This window comes from Caballeronia sp. DA-9, assembly GCF_051615025.1.
GTDB lineage: Bacteria > Pseudomonadota > Gammaproteobacteria > Burkholderiales > Burkholderiaceae > Caballeronia > Caballeronia sordidicola.
Genome location: NZ_CP195133.1, coordinates 2,841,361 through 2,859,841, shown reverse-complemented (window position 1 = coordinate 2,859,841; position 18,481 = coordinate 2,841,361). Strand labels below are relative to the sequence as shown.

Here is an 18,481-nt window from a genome sequence, read left to right as displayed (position 1 = left end):
GGATAACTAATGATAAAAAGAAAAATATACAGTGCTGCCGCACTGGCGTGGTTTGCGGCTGGCGCCCACGCGCAAAGCAGTGTGACGCTGTATGGCAGTATCGACGAGGGGGTGACGTACAACACGAATGCCAAAGGCAGTGGCACGGCACTCGCGGGTCCAGTCGCTGTGCCTGATTTCTTTGGCTTGCGCGGCAGCGAGGATCTCGGGAATCATCTGAAAGCGGTGTTTGCGTTGCAGCACGGGTTTCTCTCCAATACCGGCGCCGGAACGATCGGTAATGAGGCGTTCAGCCATTTTGCATACGTGGGCTTGTCTTCACCCCAGTACGGTACGTTCACGATGGGTCGGCAACTTGACCTGACGACCGAGGCGCTGCGGCTCAATTCGAACGGCAGTATTCAGTACACGTTCTATCTGTTCCACCCGGCGAATCTCGACAACATCGGGATCATGGGCGATTCGATCAACAATTCGCTGCGTTATACGACACCGGAAATCGGTGGACTGACTGCGAGTGCTATTTACGGCCTGGACGACACGGTCACGCAACCGGGGCATGTGTTTTCCGCCGACGTGTTGTATAAGAATGGTCCGTTCCGTGCATCGGCGGTGTATAGCAGTTGGCGCAACCACGCGATCGATGTGGGGTCGAAGCTCGGCTATTCGAGTTTCCTCGGACAATCGCTCGCCACTGGGGCTGTTTTTAGTGCGAGGACACAGCGCATCAGCGGCCTGTCCGCGTTCTATTCAATCGGCCAGAAAGTGGACCTGCATGGCATGCTGACTCAGGTGAACTTGGGAACGGACACTGCTTCGGGTCGCATGCGTACGGTCGAGGCGGGCGCTGATTTCCATACCACTGTAGCAAACACCGTCAACGTCGGCGGGTATCTGTCATGGCTGACTGATACACGGTACGCGGAGGTGGGTGTCGGCGATATGTACAAGCTTTCGGTGCGGACCACGGTCTATGCGCAGCTCGCGTGGCAGCACGCAAGCGGCTCAGGCAATGCTGCCATCCCCCTGCTCGCACCGTCGTCCAGCGCTAATCAGGCGGCGTTGCGCATCGGCATGCATCACTTCTTCTGACGAGCGTTCAATGGATACTCAAGCGTCTGCAGACATACCAGGTGTGAGTCGCCGCGCGCTCGTTACGTTGATCGGCTTCGGCGCAATAGGCTCGACTGTGTTCGACGCGTTCGTTGACGATCCTGATATTGCCATCAGCCAGATAATCACATCGCCACGCAGCGTCGAAGCGGTGCAGCGCCGTGTCGGCACGTCGGTGGTGGTGGTCAGCTCAGTCGACGAACTACCTCAAAGGCCGCAGTTCGCGCTCGAATGTGCGGGGCATCGCGCAATCGGCGACCACGTAATTCCGCTTCTACGTCGCGGCGTTGACTGCGCGATTGCCTCCGTCGGGGCGCTCACTGACGATGCCCTTCGCGAAGCACTCAACGCTGCCGAGGTGGCTGGAGGCACGCGCGCGGCGCCCCTATCAGGGGCGGTCGGCGGTATCGACGCGCTGTCGGCTGCGGCGGTCGGCGTGCTTCACGAAGTTCGCTACACCGGCCGCAAGCCGGTTGACGCCTGGCGCGGCACGCTCGCCGATGCCGCTGGCAGGCTCAATGCCGTTTGTGGGGCGACCGTGATTTTTGATGGCACAGCTGGCGAGGCAGCGCGGCTTTACCCTAAGAACGCGAACGTCGCCGCGGCGGTGGCGCTGGCAGGCATCGGCTTCGGGCGTACACGTGTGCAGTTGATCGCTGATCCTGCTGCAACAACCAATACTCACATCGTTTGGGCACGCGGCGTATTCGGCGAGCTGCGCGTGGAGATCGACGGGAATCCGTCAGCGCAGAACCGGAAAACTTCCGCGTTGACGGCATTCAGCGCGATTCGTTTTCTGCGCGACCAATGTCTTGGACCACACACGGTCCGGACGTCCAGGAAAGAGCGTTTTCAAGACACGCGGGATTCAGATTAGCATTCTTAGTGACGCGTTCGGCATCGTACCCCAGGTCGATTAAAGTGCCCCGCCAAGTCCCAAACCTCCTGCACCGGCGTCGATGAACGTATGTGCGCTAACCACGTATTACTGGGGTTCTGGCGCAGTAGCCGATCTGCTATGGTGGCCGGTCCCGAGACGAGCAATGTAACGAATGATTAAGACCCAACGCCGCTGTGAGCAAGGCGCTCAAACGGCGGCATTATCCGCTGGACATAATGCTGACATGCGTGCGTTAGGATGTGGCCTATCCATTGAGTCTACGTCATCTGGAAGAAATGATGTCCGAGCGGGCAGTGTCGGTCGATCATTCGACGGTGCACCGGTGTGCTATCCAGTAGCCGCCTGCGCTCGGTAAGGCATTCGGACCGCGCAAGAAAAAGATTGGTCGAAGCTGGCGAATGGACGAGACCTACATCAAGGTCAAGGGCGAATGGAGGTGTGTGTCACGAACACAAGCGAGGAGCTTGTGATGCTGTACTAAAGACGGAAGTTGGCTTTCCGAAGCCGGCCTGCAGGGGCATGCTTCAAACCGCCCGGTGCTGCTGCGTTCAAAAGGCGTGGTAGTGAGCGACCGTGGAAAAGTCAGCCGTTGAGGATGGCAGGTAAGTATTGAGAAGATGAACGAAAGTGAACCCTCCGATGACGCATCGTTATTGCCTTAAAGCGCTGTCCATGCTGGCGACCACAATGCTCGGTCCGGCGCTTCGTGGACTGCTGGTGTGGGACATGAATGGAACATTTGATGAAGTTTATTCAATGCCAGTGATGCAAGCCGCACGCGAAATGATGACGCCGTAGTGGGCAAGCACGTGCGTTATGCGCCGACCCTCGACTGTGTGCATATCAGTTCGTTCGGATTTGAGGGCGGGAGCGCGTTACGAGAGGGGATCAAGTAATGATCGAAGTCGGCTAAACCGTGTATGGCTCGAAGTCATACAACCGCTCCGGGTTGTCGACAAAAATCGCTTGTCGTAGCGACGCGTCGTTGACCCATTCACCAAACTGGTCGACAAGATCGGTGTCGTCGGGCATGGGTACGGGTATCGATGGGTGCGGCCAGTCGGTGCCCCATACGAGCTGATGCGGGTTCGCACCGATCAAGGCCTCGACGAAGGGCCGGGTGTCTTCGAAAGGCGTAGTCTGTCGGCTCGTGCTTCGATAGGTTCCCGACAACTTCACCCACGCGCGTCCCTCGCGCACCAGCGCAAGGAGATTCTGGAAACCCGCATTGCGGATGCCCTTGTTCGCCGGCACATGGCCCAGGTGATCGAACACGGCCGGCACGCGCAAGCGCTGAACCAGCGCGGGGAGATCGTCGATCGTCGAGACGTCGGCGAGAAACTGCAAGTGCCAGCCGAGTTCGCTGATGCGCTGCGCGAGCGTGCTTGCCGTGTCCATCGCCAGGCCCGCGCCGAACAGCAGGTTCAGCCGCACGCCGCGCGTGCCGAGACGATGAAATTCAGCAAGTTCGGCATCCGTGACGCTCGGCTCGACCACTAAGACCGCACGCATCGGTATCCGGCTCGCGGCCACCGCCTGCAGGCTGCGACGGTTGTCCATACCGTATGGGCTTGGCTGGACAATCACCGACCGCGCGATGCCCAGGGTCTGCGCCAGATGCTCATAGTCCGCAAGCGGCGCATCGGGCGGTGTATAGCTGCGTGCCGGCGCATACGGCCATTCGCTCGCCGGTCCGAATACATGGAAATGGCAGTCGACGGTACCGGGCGGCAATGGACTTCTTGGCGCGCGTGAAATCGCACGCGCCGGCTCACACACGGGATTGATCACGATTCAATGTTCCTTGGCGCGGGGAATCAGGAAGCCCGTCGCAGACGCCCGCGCCTTTGGTGCGACGCTCGGGGCTTCATAAGGCTTCTTCAAGGCTTGACCGTCGCGGCCACCTTGGTCAGTTTGAACAGGTCCGCGGGCGCCTCGCAATGCGCACAATTTACGCCAGGAACGTTCGGCGCCTGCTTGATGACATCGGCAGGCAGCGGCTGGATCGTCGCGCTTGGCGTCGGTGTGCCGTGCAACGCAGAGCTGAGCGACAGCTCGGGTGTGAGCACCGGATCAAACACTTCGGTGTTAAACGAATCGGGTACCTTGGTCGACGGGAAGGCATTACAGCCGTTGGTGAAGGTGTCCCCTGTGCACACCTTCACCTGGGCCGCCGGTACCCACGGCAGCGGATACTCGATGTTATGCACCGCCACCTTGCGTTTGCCGGTCAGCTCTTCCATCATCAACTTGAACGCGTAACCGGACACGTTGATCGGGTCTCCCGACGATATTCCATCAAGGCCGCGCTGCTTCAGATCGGCGTTGGCGAGCGCAAGACGAAAGCCGTTGGTGTTCTCGCCCGTTACCGGCACGAGCTTTTTCTGACCGCTTGCGAGCATCGCGGCCACGATGCCGTCCTCGCCGTTTTCGCCAAAGATAGCATCGACGTCCGGGTGTGCCGCAAGCGCCTTCGCTGTCTCCTGCTGCGTAGTCTGGCTGTTCCACATGCCGTAGTACTCGGCCACGATCTTGATGCCTGGATACTTTTTGAACACACTCATCGCGCCGTCGTAGTTCATTTTGTCGACAGAGTTGCCCGCGACGCCGCGATCGATGAACACATTGCCCTTGCCGTTAAGCTTGTTGACGAGCCATTGGGCGGTATTTGGTGCGAAACCGGCTGTGATGTAACTGACCGTGCGCGCGCATGGCTCGGTCACCGTGGCACTGTATGTGTAGACCAGCACGTGTTTTTCGCAAGCTTCGTGGATCGCGCGGTTCAGGCCGGTCGACGAGATCGGGAAGGTGATGATCGCGTCCGCGCCCGCCGACACCATGCTCTGGTATGCGGCCGCCTGCGCTTGTACGTCGGTGCCGGAAATGACGGTTTTCAGATCAACGAGCTTGTCGTAAGGCGGTGTCGCGGCGAGCGCCTTGATCAGGTTCGAGGTCTCGGTCTGATAGCCGTTGCCGCTGTAGCTCATGCTGAGGTAAACCTTGTATTTCTTCGGCGGCGTCTGCGCCTGAGAAGGCGCGACTGCGCCGACCAGCATGGCGGCGGCGAGCGCGAGCGAGCAGGTCTTCAAGCGTGTGCTGGAATTCATGTTTCCTCCTGATGGTGTCCGGGTAGGCCGGTCTTTAGGGTTGTGTTCTGCTTCTGAAACCACTGCGTTTGATGAGAAGTGCGAGATCGTCGCGCAGCAACACCAGGGCGACGAAGATCACTGCGCCGTAGATGATCGTGCGCCAGCCTTCGGCAATACCGAGCGACGACACGATGGTGGACAGCGTGGTCAGCAGGATCGCGCCGGCTGCGGCGCCCAGATAGATGCCGCGTCCTCCGACGATCGACGTCCCGCCGATCACCACCGCCGCAACCGACGGCAGCAGGTAGCTCTGGCCGAGCGTGAGCGTGACGCCGCGCACGTAGCCGAGCATCAGAATGCCGGCGAGGCCCGCGCTTGCGCCGCTGATGGCATAGGTCGCGATGGTGAGCCGGTGTACGGGCAGGCCTGCCACGCGCGCCGCGGTCGGGTTCGTGCCGAGCGCGTAGACCTTGCGGCCGAAGCTCGTGCGCATCTGCAGGAAGCAGCCGGCCGCAGTGCCGAGCACCATCAGGTACAGGATCGGGGCGCCGAGCGGCGTGCTCACGAACAACGAAGAGAGGGCAGCAGACGGCTGGCCGGCCGGCGTGCCTTGCGTGAAGCCGAGCGTGACACCATAGAGGATTACACCCATCGCCAGCGTCATGATGAACGGCGGAATCTTCACGAGACTCACGCCGATGCCGCTGCACGCACCGAGCGCGGCGGTGACCGCGAGGATCGCGGGCACGCCCCACACGACGGCCGAATCCGCACCGCCGATCCACTTGAACGCGAGCACGCCGCCCAGGGTCATCATCGAGGCGACGCTCAGGTCCAGGCCGCCGAGCAGGATCACCATCTGCTGGCCGAACGCGACCACCATCAGGAAGCTCGAGATCACGAGGATGGCCTTCATCTGCGCGAGGCTGCCGAAGTTCGGGCCGAGCACGCGTGAGGCGGCAATCAGCGCGAAGGAAATCGCGAACAGCGCGATGGCGGTGCGCACGTCGCGGTCGAGCCGGCTGAACCAGCCTGGCGCGGCGTCGCCGCCACGGGTATCGGCGGGGCGGCCGCTGGTGTCATTGGCGCCGTTGCTGCCGTTGCTGCCGTTGGTCAAGGGTGTCTCGGTCATGCGTGCACCTCTTCGCGTGAGCTGAAGCGGGCGAAGAACACCGCTACCACCACCGCCGCGATCATCACTACACCCTGGAAGATGCCGGTATAAAACGATGACACGCCGGTGGAGAACAGCACCTTCTGCAGCAGCGTCAGGGTCAGCGCGCCGAGGATCGATCCCGCCACGCCGCCGCGTCCGCCCGAGAACGAAGTGCCTCCCAGCGCAATAGCCGCGAACACCAGCAACAAATACGGTTCGCCCGCGTTCGGCGTGCCCGTGGAGGTGAGGGCGCTCAGCATGAAGCCGGCGAGCCCATAGCAGACGCCCGCGAGCATGTACGCCACCAGCTTGATCCGCTTGACCGGCACGCCGGCCAGAACCGCAGCGGTTTCGTCGGCGCCGGTGGCGTAGAGGCCGACGCCCCAGTCGGTGCGGCGCAGCACGCGCCAGATCGCGTACGTCACCGCTGCGATCACAAGCGAGACCGGCACGATGCCGTGAATGCGGTCAGTCATCGTGTAGATCATGAAGTCGGAGACGTTGCCGCCGGGGGCGTCGAGGATTAGCAGCGCGGCGCCTGAGCAGACGATCATCGACGCGAGCGTGAGCGCGATGGATTGCAGGTTCCAGTACGCCACCAGGTAGCCGTTGATCGCACCCACGCCGGCGCCGGCCGCCATCGCGATGGCCACGCCCTGCAGCGCGCCCCACGGGCCGTCGCCGCCGTGCACCGCGACCAGCACGTTGGTGAGCGAAACCACGCCCGCTACCGAGAGGTCGAAGCCGCGCGTCAGCACGACCAGCGTGCCGCCGACCGCCGCCAGCGCGAGCGGCAGACTGTTGTTGAAGATGTCCGTGATGACCGTGGCGCTCAGCGCGTCGGACTGCGTTGCCGCGAAGATCACGGTCATCACCGCGAGGATCACGACAATGATCGTGGTGCCGTCGCCAAGCAGACGCCGGGACAACGGCTCGGGGCGCAGCATGGCGGCCGCACGCGAGCGGCCGGAAGAGGGACGTGCCTGGTTCATGATGCGTGGGCTCCGTGTCCAGCCGCAAGGGCGACGAGGCGCGCCTCGGAAAGTTCGTCGCCGGACGCTTCTCCCGCGATGCGTCCGCCGTAGACGACCGCGCAGCGGTCGACAAGATGGATGAGTTCGGCCAGTTCGGTGGAATAGATCAGCGCCGCGCCGCCTTCTGCGACGAACGCGCGGATGACGTCGTAGATCAGCGCCTTGGTGCCGACATCGACGCCGCGCGTCGGGTCGAACAGGACCAGGTAGCGCGCGCCCGACATCAGCACGCGGCCAATCAGCGCCTTTTGCTGGTTGCCGCCGGAAAGCGCGCCGATCTTCAGCTTCAGGTATCGGCTCGAAAGGTCGACGCGTGCCGCTTCCTGGTTCACGGCGGCCCGCTCGCGTGCGCCGTTGACCACGCCGAAGTGGCCCAGCCGGCCGAGAATGGGCAGAGTCATGTTGCTGTCGGTGCGCAGGCTGAGGAACACGCCTTCGGTCTTGCGTTCCTCGGGCACGAAGCCGATGCCGGCTTTTGCCGCGTCAGCCGGAGTAACCAGGCGTACGGACTTGCCGTCGATACGGATCTGTCCGCCGCGCACGGGCGTGAGGCCCGCGAGCATGCGGAACAGGTCGCGCTGTCCCTGGCCTTCCAGACCTGCGACGCCGACTATTTCTCCCTTGCCGACGGACAGCGTGATGTCGTTCACCGTACCGCCCGCGAGCTTGGTCACCCCGAACGCTTCCGCTCGTGCCACTGTCGATACGCTGCGCGCCGCGTGCGATTCGCGCGCGGCGGAGCCGACCATCATCTTGAAGATGCCGGCGTCCTCGATGCCTGCAAGCGACACCGTGCCGATGCTTTCGCCGTTGCGCAGCACCGTGCCGCGACGGCATAGCCGGCGCACTTCGGAAAGCCGGTGCGAGATGTACAGCACGCCGGCGCCGGCCGCGGTCACGCGCGCGAGGATATCGAAGAGCCAGGTCGGATCGGAGAGCGCCGCGGTGGGTTCGTCCAGCACCAGAAGACGCGGCTGACGAGCCACCGCGCGCATGATCTCGACGCGCTGTTTTTCGGCTAGCGAGAGCGCGCGTACGTACACACCCGGATGAATGTGAGCGAGGCCGTACTCCGCCAGCATTGCAGCGGCGCTCGCTTCGCTTCCCTTCACCGAGACAAGGCCGGCCGCGCCCTTTGCCTGCCGGGGCAGCATCAGGTTTTCGGCCACGCTCAGGTTCGGCAGCAGGCTCAACTCCTGGAATGCGGTCGAGACGCCGGCGGCGCGGGCGGCCATCGGATTAGCCGGCGTATAAGCGCGGCCGTCGAGCGTGAGCGTGCCGGTGTCGGGAGCGACAATGCCCGAGAGAACCTTGACGATAGTCGATTTGCCCGCGCCGTTCTCGCCGAGCAGCGCATGGATCTCACCCGGCTCGATGTCGAAAGACACGCGGCGCACCGCGACCGTCGCGCCGTAGGACTTGGCGATGTTCTGGATGCCGAGGATCGCCGGTGCGCCCGTGGACTGCACAAGAGCGTCAGCCATTGTAGACACCGCCGTCGATGCCGAAGGACTGCGCGGTGACGTAGGCCGATTCGTCGGAAGCAAGGTAGACGAAGAGTGGCGCGATTTCGTCGGCGCCGGCCTGGCGGCCGAGTGGCACGAGTGCCGCGATCTTCTCGTGCTGCGCGTTCGCGCCGCCCATGAAGTCGATGGCCGGCTGGTTGAACGCGGTATCCACCCAGCCGGGACAGATCGCATTCACGCGGATGTTGTGGGGTGCGAGTTCGAGCGCGAGCGCCGTCGTGAAGGCGATCACCGCGCCCTTTGAGGCCGAATAAGCGACCAGTCCCGGGCCGCCGCGCTTGCCCGCAAGCGACGACATATTGATGATCGAGCCTTTACCCGACTGCTTCAGATGCGGGATCGCGTGCTTCGCGCCAAAGAAATGCGCGCGCGCGTTCACCGCAAAGAGCGCATCCCAGTTGGCCTGATCGAATTCCGCGATCGCGCCCGAGCGCTGCAAGCCGGCGTTCTGTGCGAGCGCGTCGAGGCCGCCCAGCCACTCCACGCCGCGCCCGATCAGGTTGGCGACGCTCGCTTCACTTGTCACGTCGACCTGTACGAAATGTGCGGCGTCGCCGAGTTCCGCAACTACCGCGCGGCCGGCTTCCTCGGCTATGTCGCCGATCACCACGCGCGCGCCTTGCGCAATGAAGCTGCGCGCCGCTTCCTTGCCAATGTTGCCAATAGCGCCCGTGATGATGATGCGTTTTCCGAAGAGACGGCCTGCCATGAGGAACTCCTGAATGGAATGGGTTACCGGCTGCGCGAATTCGCGAGCAGGAAGCTTTCGATTGCCGGATTGCACAACTGCGGCTGCTCCATGGTCGGCATGTGCGCCGCACCGGGAATCGTGATCAGCTGGGCGTAGGGGATAGGACGAGCGATGCGTTCTAGGACAGGTAGCGGCGTCGAAGTATCGTCTTCACCCGCCACGACCAGCGTGGGGACGGCGATGCGGCCGATCACAGCGGCGGCGAGATCCATGTCGCGGATGGCGGCGGCGCAGCCGGCATAGCCGTCGAGTGAAGTGCCGAGGACCATTGCGCGCATCTTCTGCATCAGTTCGGGCTGCGCGCGCTTGAACGCGGGCGTGACCCAGCGGTCGACCGATGCTTCGGCGAGCGGCGCTACGCCGATATCGCGCACTTCTATCACGCGCGCTTCCCACAACCCCTTCGGCGCCTCGCTCGTGGTAGCACACAGCGTGAGGCTCATCAACCGCTCGCCGTGCCATGCGCCCACGTATTGGCCGATCATTCCGCCGAGCGACAACCCGACGTAGTGCGCCTGCTCGATGCCGAGGTGGTCCATGAGGGCGAGCACATCGGCGGCGAGCAGGGCGAGCGAGTAGTCGCCGGGCGTGGCGCTGGAGCCGCCGTGGCCGCGGATGTCATAGCAGAGTACGGTAAAAGAGCGCGACAGCGTATCGAGCTGCGGCGCCCACATCGACAGATTCGCGGCGAACCCGTGACTCAGGATGACGACCGGCGCGCCGGGCTTGCCGGTCAGCGTGTAATGGGTCTGAATGCCGTTAGTGTCGGCCCGTGCTTCCATGTCTCCGATTCCCCGATAAGCGTTTTGCTCAGCGCTTTTCCAGCGCGCTGGAGCTACTGAAAACCGAGTGTCGATTTTGTCGCCAATTTTGTCAAACATATTTGCGTCAAGGTAAACGCCAATATTGGCGCGACATGATGGAGGTAGAATGCGCGGACGTATAGGCAGCCGGAAGCGTCGGAGAGTGGCGCGGCGAGAACGACGAGAAACTAACGAGGGAAAGGGTTTGGTCACGAAAACGGACGCACAGGCGGCGCAACTCGTAGAAGGCATCAAGTCGGACATCATCATCGGCCGGCTGCGTCCGCATCAGCGATTGGTCGAGGAAGAGATCAGCGCGCAGTTCAACGTCTCGCGGCATGTGTCGCGAGCGGCGCTCGTGCTTCTTGAACGCATGGGACTGGTCACGCGTCGACCCAATCGCGGCGTGATCGTGCGCGACTTTTCCATGGAACAGGTCGAGCAGATCTATGAGGTCAGGATGATCCTGCAGCGCGAGGCAGCGAGCCGTGTGCCGATGCCGGCGCGGCCCCACGATCTCGCGCAGATCGAAGCGATCCATGCGGAATACTGCCGCGAGCTGGACGCGGGCAACCTGCTGCAGGTCAACGTGCTCAACGACGCGTTCCACCGGCGCATCTGGGCGACCTGTCCCAATCTTTACCTGGCCGAGACGATCGAGAAGCTGTGGGTCGAGACGACCGGGATCCGCTGGTACGGCGTCGGCGATCCGCAATTACTGTCGCATTCGCGCGAGCATCACGCCACCATGATCGAACAGTTGCGAAGCGGCGACCGCGACGGTTTCATGGCGCTCGCCGTTGATCACATCATGCCGCCGCTGGACGCATTCAGACGCGCGCACCGGGCCAGTTCCATGTTCGGCGCGGCGGTGTTACAAGAGCGTGAAACCGGATGAATCCGACCTACGAGATCCTGGTGCAGGGCAACAACCTGCGCCTGAAGAACGATTTCCTGGGCATTGCCAACGTCACCCTGATTCGCGGACATGACGGCCTGACGCTGTTCGACACCGGCGGCTATATCTCGCGCCTGGGTCTGCTGAAGGCGCTGCGCGACCGCGGCATTGAGCCCGCCGACATCAAAACAGTCTTTCTCTCGCATTTGCATTTCGACCACGCGCACAATATCGACCTGTTTGCGAATGCGCGCTTTGTCGTCAGCGAACGTGAGTGGGAATACGCGGCGTGTCCGCATCCGGAAGATCTGTTGCTGCCCTGGGGAATTCGCGAGCAGCTCTCGAAAGGCAAGGTCGAGTTCATCAAGGGCGAAGGGCAGTTGGACCGGGGCGTGCACTTCTTTCCGGCGCCCGGCCATACGCCCGGCTGCTACGGACTTGAACTGGACACCGCCGACCGGGGCCGCGTGATCATCGCCGGCGACGCGATCAAATACGCTAAGGAAGCGATCCTCAAGCGCTGCGACATGGCCTTCGACGAGATCGACGTTGGTACGCGCACGATCAAGCGGATCCTCGAACGAGCCGACCGGATTGTGCCGGGTCATTTCCCCGAGTTGATCCGCCAGCCGGACGGCAACTTCAGTTGGGAAGAGTCCGCGCCGTTCGAACTGCTGATTCGCTAGCGCCGCTTGAAAAGCGAACGGGCCGCCACGAGTCGGCCCGTTCACAACGCACTACGTACTACATCTGTGCGCCGATCATCCAAGGCACAAACTCGTCATCGCCCACGCCGAGAGCCTCGCTGCGGCTCGGTTCTCCCGATGCGACCCGCAGGATCGCATCGAAGATTTCCTGACCCTTCTGCCGCACCGTGGCGCTGCCGTCCATGATGTCGCCGCAGTTGATGTCCATGTCGTCGCGCATGCGGTTGAACATTTGCGTGTTGGTGGCGAGCTTGATGGAGGGTGCGGGCTTGGCGCCAAAGCACGAGCCGCGTCCCGTGGTGAAGACCACGAGATTCGCGCCGCTCGCGATCTGGCCGGTCGCACCCATTGGATCGTAGCCGGGCGCATCCATGAAAACGAGGCCGTGGGTATCGACCGGTTCGGCGTAGCGGTACACGCCCATTAAAGGCGTCGAACCGCTTTTCGCGACCGCACCAAGCGACTTTTCGAGGATCGTGGTGAGGCCTCCGGTCTTGTTGCCCGGCGTCGGATTGTTGTCGATGCTGCCTTTCTCGCGCTGCGCGTAGTCCTCCCACCAGTGAATCCGCTCGACGATCTTTTCGCCCACTTCACGCGAGACGGCGCGCCGGGTCAGCAAGTGCTCGGCGCCGTAGATTTCGGGCGTTTCGCTGAGGATAGCGGTGCCGCCGTGCTGCACCAGCAAGTCGACGGCCGCGCCCAGCGCCGGATTCGCCGTAATGCCGGAGTAGCCATCCGAGCCGCCGCATTGCAGCGCGATGCTCAAGTGCGAGACCGGCAGCGGTTCGCGTTCGACGCGATTGGCCGCTGGCAGCATCTCGTTGACGGCGGCGATGGCCGCGTCGATGGTCTTCTGCGTACCGCCGAGTTCTTGCATGACGAGGGGCACGATCATCGAGCCGCTTTCCACGTTCTCCGCAACGAAAAGAGCACCCATCTGGTTTGCTTCGCAGCCGAGTCCGATCACGAGCACGCCAGCGAAATTGGCGTGCTTAACGTAGCCGCCGATCGTGCGGCGCAGTTGCTGGATGCCTTCGCCGTTATGGTCGATGCAGCAGCCGAAGCTGTGCGTGATGGGCACGACGCCGTCCACATTCGGATAGGCAGCGAGCGCGCCGGGTGCGGCGAAGTGCTGCGCCACGCGCTTGCTCACCGTAGCGGAGCAGTTTACGGTGCTGACTATGCCAATGTAGTTGCGCGTCGCGACGCGTCCGTCGGCACGGCGAAAGCCCTGGAACGTCAACGGCTGCGCCGCCGGGGCTACAGCCTTGACGTCGCTGCTGAACGCGTAGTCGCGGTCGAACGAGCCGATCGACATGTTGTGCGTATGGACGTGGTCGCCCGGTACGATGGCGTCGGTGGCGAAACCGATGATCTGACCATAGCGGCGTACGGCTTCGCCGACGGCGATCGGGCGCAGCGCGATCTTGTGCGCAGCCGGGACGTCGGCGCGCGCAACCAGGCCGCCGAATTCGGCGAGCGTCGTGCCGCTGGTGAGTGCATCGCGGGCAATGGCGACGTCGTCTGCGTCGTCGAGTTTGAGCGCGCGTGAAAGTGGGTCCATCATCGTTCTCCAGATCCATCGAATGTAGTGTGGGCGCCGATTTTTGCGGACACCTGAGGCAGGTCCGTCGGCTGGGAGTCATACTGCGATAATCACGTGTCGACAGGAAATTGGTCGGACCACAAGGGAAGGCGGAGGACTCATGGCAACGGCTGGCATCACTCGCGCGGCGCTTGCGCATGTAATCAGGAAACTGGAAGACAGGATCCTCGACGCCAACTGGCGCAAGGAAACGCGCCTGCCTTCGGAGCGGGAGCTGGCAGCCGAATACGCCACCTCACGCGCCACCGTGCGCGAGGCGATCCAGCGTCTCGTCACGCGCGGCTTGCTGGAGACCCGTCGCGGCAGCGGCCTCTTCGTAAGCGCCCAGCAGCCGGCGCGCCTAAGCGCGCCTTGGCTGCAGTTGATCGCGGAAAACCCGCCAGTGCGGGGGGACACGCTGGAGTTTCGCCTGGTCTTCGAATGCGCCGCCGCGCGTTTCGCGGCGACACGCGCGACTCCCGATCAACTGACTGAGATGGCATCGATTCTGGAGCGGATGCATCATGCGGTGCACGCACGGGACGTCGAAGCGGAGGCGCGCGCCGATGCCGAATTTCACGCGGTCCTTGCAACGGCGTCGCACAATCTGATGCTGAGCCATTTCTATGCGAGCGTGATCACTTTATTGCGCGAGCACATCACGAACAATACGTACGAGGCGTCGCATATCCAGCTCGACGGGGGAGAACTGGCACTGACACGCCTCGCCCAGCACAAGGCGATATATCGGGCCATACGCGCTCGCCGGCCCGACGCGGCCTTCAAGGCCATGCATGCGCACATTGATTTTGTCGGCAAGCAGTTCGCAGCGACATGATGGTTGGTACCGCCAAGCATTGGCTGGGAGCAGGATGTGAGTTTTATGGCAGGGTTCGAATGACTGAGGCGACCGGGTCATGGGATATGGTTGAGTCGAGCGGCGCGCGATTGCCATCGGTGCAAGTTGCCGTCTTTGTTTGCGCTGTAGTGAGTTTGAAAACCTCATTCTGGTAATGCGAACAAAAGGATAGTTGCCGCCCGCTTTGCTGCATTAATTACGAGTGCTCATACCTTACTCCTTTGATCGTGGCGTACTGTGCTCGTGCTGTCAGTCTTGAAATCGCAGCAGCACACATAAATTGGAGTTACTCGATGGGCCAACCATACGGGCGTTCACAGAGCGCGGGGAAGAGGTTGCAAGCGTCGCGTCAACCCCCAACGGGAAAGCCGGCGCAACGCACCAATAAAGCACTGCATAAAGCCTGTGCCGCCGCGGGAGTCAGCGCAGACGGCATCCGTTATCAAAACGCGAGCGTTCAAGTTGCTCGTCAACGCTGTGGGTGCCGAGAATCTTGCTCTCGCGCTCGATTCATACTTGGCGCCCACTTCGGAGCCGGCAAACGGTGAGCGATTTACAGTCGAGACTGCGTTTTTCACATGGAAGCAACGCTGCGATTGCCGCGCGGGTTTTTTGATCAACCGTACCCTGTATTGACTCCAGAGTGCAACCCTATTGCTTTAACCCATGGGCTCGGGCTGTGTTTGCGGGAGGTTGACTGTTCCAAAGTCGAGGGCGGTTGTTCGAAATTAGACCAATCCAGGATTTAGGAAAAAGCCTCGGATGAACATTGAGCCTGTGCCGTATCCGTAAAGAGAAATGGTTAAAATGGCCGTGAATTCACCGCGATTGACGGACACGGAGAGTATGAATGCGAGAACTCGAGAGTGATTTCAGCCCATCTAATGTTGGATGGACCGCGGAATGGGTCGATGCGACGGTCGATCACTCGATTTTTCTTATTACATCTCAAGGTGAAATACTGAGCTGGAATTCGGGCGGTGTTCGGCTCGAGGGTTACGCAGCGCAGGAAATCGTAGGCCGACATTTTTCCGAACTTTATACGCCCGAGGACCGTCAGGCGGGCCTGCCCGCGGCAGTCTTAGCAAAGGTAGAACGTGCTGGCCGACATGTCTGGGAGGGTTGGCGTCTGAGAAAAGACGGCGCCCAGTTTTGGGCGAGCGTCGTTACCTCCGGACTGCGCAAGACTAACAGTGATGAGCGCAGAGCGGTCCAGATCGTTCGCGACGTCACCGAAAATCGCAAGGCTCACGAAGCGGTGATCGAAAGCGAGCGACGTGTCAGGTTGCTTGTTGAGGGTGTTACTGACTATGCGATCTTCATGCTCACTCCGGAGGGTTACGTGACCAACTGGAATAGCGGCGCACAACGTATCAAGGGTTACCGGGCTGAAGAAATAACGGGATCGCATTTTTCTCGCTTTTATACGCCAGACGATGCCGCGGCCGGTTTGCCCCAACGAAGCCTTGACACGGCTGCCCGCGATGGTCGTTTCGAAACCGAAAGCTGGCGCGTGCGTCACGACGGCCAAACGTTTTGGGCTCATGTCGTCATTGATGCGATCCGAGATGACGATGGCGAACTCATCGGGTTCGCTAAAATCACCCGCAATATTACGGAAAAGCGCCGGGCGAGCGAGACGCTTGAACAGACGCGCGAAGCATTATTTCAGGCCCAAAAGATGGAGGCTGTCGGCAAGCTGACCGGGGGCGTCGCCCATGACTTCAATAACGTGCTGCAGGTATTAAGAGGAAACCTCGAGTTGCTGGAAAATCGCCACCGGCGAGACACGTGGAGCGTCGAGCGCCTTGCGCACGCGATTGATGCAGTCGAACGCGGCGCGAAGCTCGCCTCGCAACTTCTGGCGTTCGGACGCCGCCAGGCTTTGCGCCCGACCGTCGTCGACCTTGCAGCGATGGTACGCAGTATGGATAGCCTGCTCGCACGTGCCCTTGGCGAGATGATCCGTGTCGAGACGGTGATCGCTGCGGGTCTTTGGAACACGTTGGTCGATACACACCAACTGGAAAACGTGCTACTTAATCTCGCCATCAATGCACGTGATGCGATGCCGCTCGGAGGCCGGTTAACTGTCGAGTTGTCTAACACGATGCTGGATGATCGTTACGTGCGCGCACTTACTGACGTCCCGCCCGGGCAATACGTCATGCTCGGCGTAACAGACACGGGAACCGGCATGACAGCAGAGGTTGCCGAACATGCGTTCGATCCATTTTATTCGACAAAGCCAGAGGGGCACGGTACGGGACTTGGCTTAAGTATGGCGTATGGATTCATCAAACAGAGTGGTGGCCATATCAAGATCTACAGCGAAGTCGGTCACGGCACGACGGTAAAAATTTATCTTCCTCGATCTACCGAGAAAGCCGAAGCGATGCCGTTGAAACGGATGGGCTCGACCATGGTAGGTGGCGAGGAGACTATTCTCGTTGTAGAAGATGACGTTAAGGTTCAATCGACGGTCGTCGAGATGCTCGCGGGGCTCGGATACTCGGTACTCAAGGCCGACGATGCAGAACAGGCCCTGGCCGTGATTCGTAGCGGAGTCAATATTGATTTGCTGTTTACGGACGTAGTAATGCCCGGCACCTTGCGCAGTCCGGAGATGGCCCGTCAGGCAGTGCAGTTACTTCCTCATCTTAAAGTATTGTTCACTTCAGGTTACACGCAGAATGCGATCGTCCACGGCGGGCGACTTGACGCAGGAGTCGAGCTGCTAAGCAAGCCATATAGTCAAGAAGAGCTTGCATGGAAAGTCCGTCGCGTTCTCGGCAGCCCTGGTAAAAGCGTCGCATCTGATGGGAAAAGCGCATTTTTGGAAACAACCACTCACGATGTCCAAACATGCTTCCGCGCACGTTAAGGGCAGTGGCAAGGCAAACAAACTCACTGGTTTCGATAACCTCTTGCTTTTCTCGAGAAGCGAATTCGCTCGATACATCTCCTAAGGTGAGGCAACGGTAAAAGCGCTTAGAACTTCCGTCGTGCTGTTTGCGCATCGGGGTCGTTTTCTGGACTGAATGTTGTGAGACGGGTTACGACGCCTTTCGGCAAGCGACCGATCCAACTAGTCGTAGCAGTCCCCGGTACACGCCAACGCAGCGATCAGCAGTCTCGTAGTACAGAAATGCGGTGGATTATGACGTGCCGCCGCAGGACAAGGGCTCTATCGAGGTCAGCGAGTAGCTGTGAAATGACTTTCAAAGTCGGAGTTGTGCGGGGGCAAGTCTCGAATCGCTTTTTGAATAACTGTATTTGTTGCTTGCTATCAAAGACGCCCGAATTGCTGCCGATTTTATAGCGGTGGCTAGCATCAACACACATTCGTAAGTGAGAACGCAAGCTCGATCGTTGATTAAGCTTCTGCTTTGTGTTCGCCTGAGCGATAAAATCTTGCAAATTCAAAAAATAGATTACCGTAGATTCATAGAATTTTTTAATTCACCGATTCCCCAATGACCGTTGGAAGTAAACTGTTTTGACTGACCTCGTGAACGACTTAAACATGATTGCGATGAGACGCATGCTGTCGTCTGTGTAACTGAGTGGTTACTTCCTTCTAAGCCTGGTCTTTCCGTAAAGCCACTGGCTATTTATTTTTGCAATCGCGTGTAGAGGTGCAGGGATTATTGTTGAACGCTTTTAAACTTCGGTTTAGACCGAGCCGTTGGCTTTATGCTGATCTTGAAACCTACTATTCTCTTGTATTTTATAGCATGTCTTAGTCGTCGGGTAAAGCGGTCAAGAACGACGAACTGACAAGGGAGGTGTCAATACTGTGCTGAATCGAAATCTACTCATTTGAATCGTCGCGCAGGCGTGGCGGCCTCCGGATTAACGAACTGCTGATTACCAGAAAAAGCTGTCCTCATGATGTCGTCGCTGTAAACAGGCCGGTTAAAGTTGCAAACTTGCGTGATACATAGAGTTCTACGTGGTGTCGAGTAACACTCAGTTTTTGATTGCGTCAGACCGTGCAGGAACTTCTCCCAACTGTGACACTTGCGGCGTAGTATTATGCAGCTTAAATAATGCTTT

15 protein-coding genes and 1 pseudogene are annotated in these 18,481 nt (G+C 60.6%); 8 read left to right on the top strand and 8 right to left on the bottom strand.

What is annotated here, in order from left to right; all coding sequences use genetic code 11:
* Positions 1-9: 9 nt before the first annotated feature.
* The 4 genes and pseudogenes from ACRWA7_RS29295 (at position 10) to ACRWA7_RS29280 (ending at position 2,812) form a co-directional block, all read left to right on the top strand.
* On the top strand, positions 10-1,092 hold the full coding sequence (locus ACRWA7_RS29295; RefSeq protein WP_438393974.1) for a porin: 1,083 nt from the start codon (positions 10-12) through the stop codon (positions 1,090-1,092).
* 10 nt (positions 1,093-1,102) lie between these two features.
* Positions 1,103-1,990 carry an aspartate dehydrogenase gene (locus ACRWA7_RS29290; RefSeq protein ID WP_082850529.1) on the top strand — a complete coding sequence of 296 codons (888 nt, stop codon included), beginning with the start codon at positions 1,103-1,105 and terminating at the stop codon, positions 1,988-1,990.
* A gap of 239 nt (positions 1,991-2,229) precedes the next feature.
* A pseudogene (locus ACRWA7_RS29285) lies at positions 2,230-2,463 on the top strand (IS6 family transposase); the annotation flags it as partial.
* 190 nt (positions 2,464-2,653) lie between these two features.
* Positions 2,654-2,812: a hypothetical protein gene (locus tag ACRWA7_RS29280; protein ID WP_438393973.1), complete on the top strand. Its 159-nt coding sequence runs from the start codon at positions 2,654-2,656 to the stop codon at positions 2,810-2,812.
* Positions 2,813-2,923: 111 nt separating this feature from the next.
* Here ACRWA7_RS29280 and ACRWA7_RS29275 read toward each other — a convergent pair whose 3' ends face one another.
* From ACRWA7_RS29275 to ACRWA7_RS29245, 7 genes are all read right to left on the bottom strand, one after another.
* Complete coding sequence (locus tag ACRWA7_RS29275; RefSeq protein ID WP_244164102.1) at positions 2,924-3,805, bottom strand: amidohydrolase family protein; 882 nt, start codon at positions 3,803-3,805, stop codon at positions 2,924-2,926.
* Positions 3,806-3,894: 89 nt separating this feature from the next.
* Entirely contained in the window at positions 3,895-5,184 is a 1,290-nt protein-coding gene (locus ACRWA7_RS29270) for a sugar ABC transporter substrate-binding protein (protein WP_438393970.1), read from the bottom strand.
* Positions 5,156-6,235 carry an ABC transporter permease gene (locus ACRWA7_RS29265; protein ID WP_438393967.1) on the bottom strand — a complete coding sequence of 360 codons (1,080 nt, stop codon included), beginning with the start codon at positions 6,233-6,235 and terminating at the stop codon, positions 5,156-5,158. The genes ACRWA7_RS29270 and ACRWA7_RS29265 overlap by 29 nt, the downstream gene beginning before the upstream one ends.
* Positions 6,232-7,251: an ABC transporter permease gene (locus ACRWA7_RS29260; protein ID WP_438393964.1), complete on the bottom strand. Its 1,020-nt coding sequence runs from the start codon at positions 7,249-7,251 to the stop codon at positions 6,232-6,234. Before ACRWA7_RS29260 ends, ACRWA7_RS29265 begins: the two co-directional genes overlap by 4 nt.
* Complete coding sequence (locus ACRWA7_RS29255; RefSeq protein ID WP_438393961.1) at positions 7,248-8,777, bottom strand: sugar ABC transporter ATP-binding protein; 1,530 nt, start codon at positions 8,775-8,777, stop codon at positions 7,248-7,250. Before ACRWA7_RS29255 ends, ACRWA7_RS29260 begins: the two co-directional genes overlap by 4 nt.
* Positions 8,770-9,528 carry an SDR family NAD(P)-dependent oxidoreductase gene (locus ACRWA7_RS29250; RefSeq protein ID WP_438393960.1) on the bottom strand — a complete coding sequence of 253 codons (759 nt, stop codon included), beginning with the start codon at positions 9,526-9,528 and terminating at the stop codon, positions 8,770-8,772. The genes ACRWA7_RS29255 and ACRWA7_RS29250 overlap by 8 nt, the downstream gene beginning before the upstream one ends.
* Before the next feature lie 23 nt (positions 9,529-9,551).
* Positions 9,552-10,352: an alpha/beta fold hydrolase gene (locus ACRWA7_RS29245; protein ID WP_438393957.1), complete on the bottom strand. Its 801-nt coding sequence runs from the start codon at positions 10,350-10,352 to the stop codon at positions 9,552-9,554.
* A gap of 226 nt (positions 10,353-10,578) precedes the next feature.
* Here ACRWA7_RS29245 and ACRWA7_RS29240 point away from each other — a divergent pair, with 226 nt between their 5' ends.
* Positions 10,579-11,271, top strand: a complete 693-nt coding sequence (locus ACRWA7_RS29240; RefSeq protein WP_438393956.1) for a GntR family transcriptional regulator — start codon at positions 10,579-10,581, stop codon at positions 11,269-11,271.
* Complete coding sequence (locus tag ACRWA7_RS29235) at positions 11,268-11,957, top strand: MBL fold metallo-hydrolase (RefSeq protein ID WP_438393954.1); 690 nt, start codon at positions 11,268-11,270, stop codon at positions 11,955-11,957. Before ACRWA7_RS29240 ends, ACRWA7_RS29235 begins: the two co-directional genes overlap by 4 nt.
* A 58-nt stretch (positions 11,958-12,015) precedes the next feature.
* Here ACRWA7_RS29235 and ACRWA7_RS29230 read toward each other — a convergent pair whose 3' ends face one another.
* On the bottom strand, positions 12,016-13,542 hold the full coding sequence (locus ACRWA7_RS29230; RefSeq protein ID WP_438393952.1) for a UxaA family hydrolase: 1,527 nt from the start codon (positions 13,540-13,542) through the stop codon (positions 12,016-12,018).
* Between the two features lie 142 nt (positions 13,543-13,684).
* On the opposite strand from ACRWA7_RS29230, the gene ACRWA7_RS29225 reads away from it, so the two are divergent.
* The gene (locus tag ACRWA7_RS29225; RefSeq protein ID WP_438393951.1) at positions 13,685-14,401 is read left to right on the top strand and encodes a FadR/GntR family transcriptional regulator; all 717 of its coding nucleotides are present in this window, start codon (positions 13,685-13,687) and stop codon (positions 14,399-14,401) included.
* 871 nt (positions 14,402-15,272) lie between these two features.
* Positions 15,273-17,306, top strand: coding sequence for a PAS domain S-box protein (locus tag ACRWA7_RS29220; RefSeq protein WP_438393948.1), 2,034 nt, complete (start codon positions 15,273-15,275; stop codon positions 17,304-17,306).
* Positions 17,307-18,481: the final 1,175 nt, after the last annotated feature.

Excerpts from the sequence above, each read along its gene's own strand:
- ACRWA7_RS29250 (WP_438393960.1), bottom strand. The coding sequence starts at position 9,528 with ATGGCAGGCCGTCTCTTCGGAAAACGCATCATCATCACGGGCGCTATT.
- ACRWA7_RS29260 (WP_438393964.1), bottom strand. The coding sequence starts at position 7,251 with ATGAACCAGGCACGTCCCTCTTCCGGCCGCTCGCGTGCGGCCGCCATG.
- ACRWA7_RS29220 (WP_438393948.1), top strand. The coding sequence starts at position 15,273 with ATGCGAGAACTCGAGAGTGATTTCAGCCCATCTAATGTTGGATGGACC.
- ACRWA7_RS29295 (WP_438393974.1), top strand. The coding sequence starts at position 10 with ATGATAAAAAGAAAAATATACAGTGCTGCCGCACTGGCGTGGTTTGCG.
- ACRWA7_RS29245 (WP_438393957.1), bottom strand. The coding sequence starts at position 10,352 with ATGGAAGCACGGGCCGACACTAACGGCATTCAGACCCATTACACGCTG.
- ACRWA7_RS29230 (WP_438393952.1), bottom strand. The coding sequence starts at position 13,542 with ATGGACCCACTTTCACGCGCGCTCAAACTCGACGACGCAGACGACGTC.
- ACRWA7_RS29235 (WP_438393954.1), top strand. The coding sequence starts at position 11,268 with ATGAATCCGACCTACGAGATCCTGGTGCAGGGCAACAACCTGCGCCTG.
- ACRWA7_RS29280 (WP_438393973.1), top strand. The coding sequence starts at position 2,654 with ATGACGCATCGTTATTGCCTTAAAGCGCTGTCCATGCTGGCGACCACA.
- ACRWA7_RS29255 (WP_438393961.1), bottom strand. The coding sequence starts at position 8,777 with ATGGCTGACGCTCTTGTGCAGTCCACGGGCGCACCGGCGATCCTCGGC.
- ACRWA7_RS29265 (WP_438393967.1), bottom strand. The coding sequence starts at position 6,235 with ATGACCGAGACACCCTTGACCAACGGCAGCAACGGCAGCAACGGCGCC.
- ACRWA7_RS29290 (WP_082850529.1), top strand. The coding sequence starts at position 1,103 with ATGGATACTCAAGCGTCTGCAGACATACCAGGTGTGAGTCGCCGCGCG.
- ACRWA7_RS29225 (WP_438393951.1), top strand. The coding sequence starts at position 13,685 with ATGGCAACGGCTGGCATCACTCGCGCGGCGCTTGCGCATGTAATCAGG.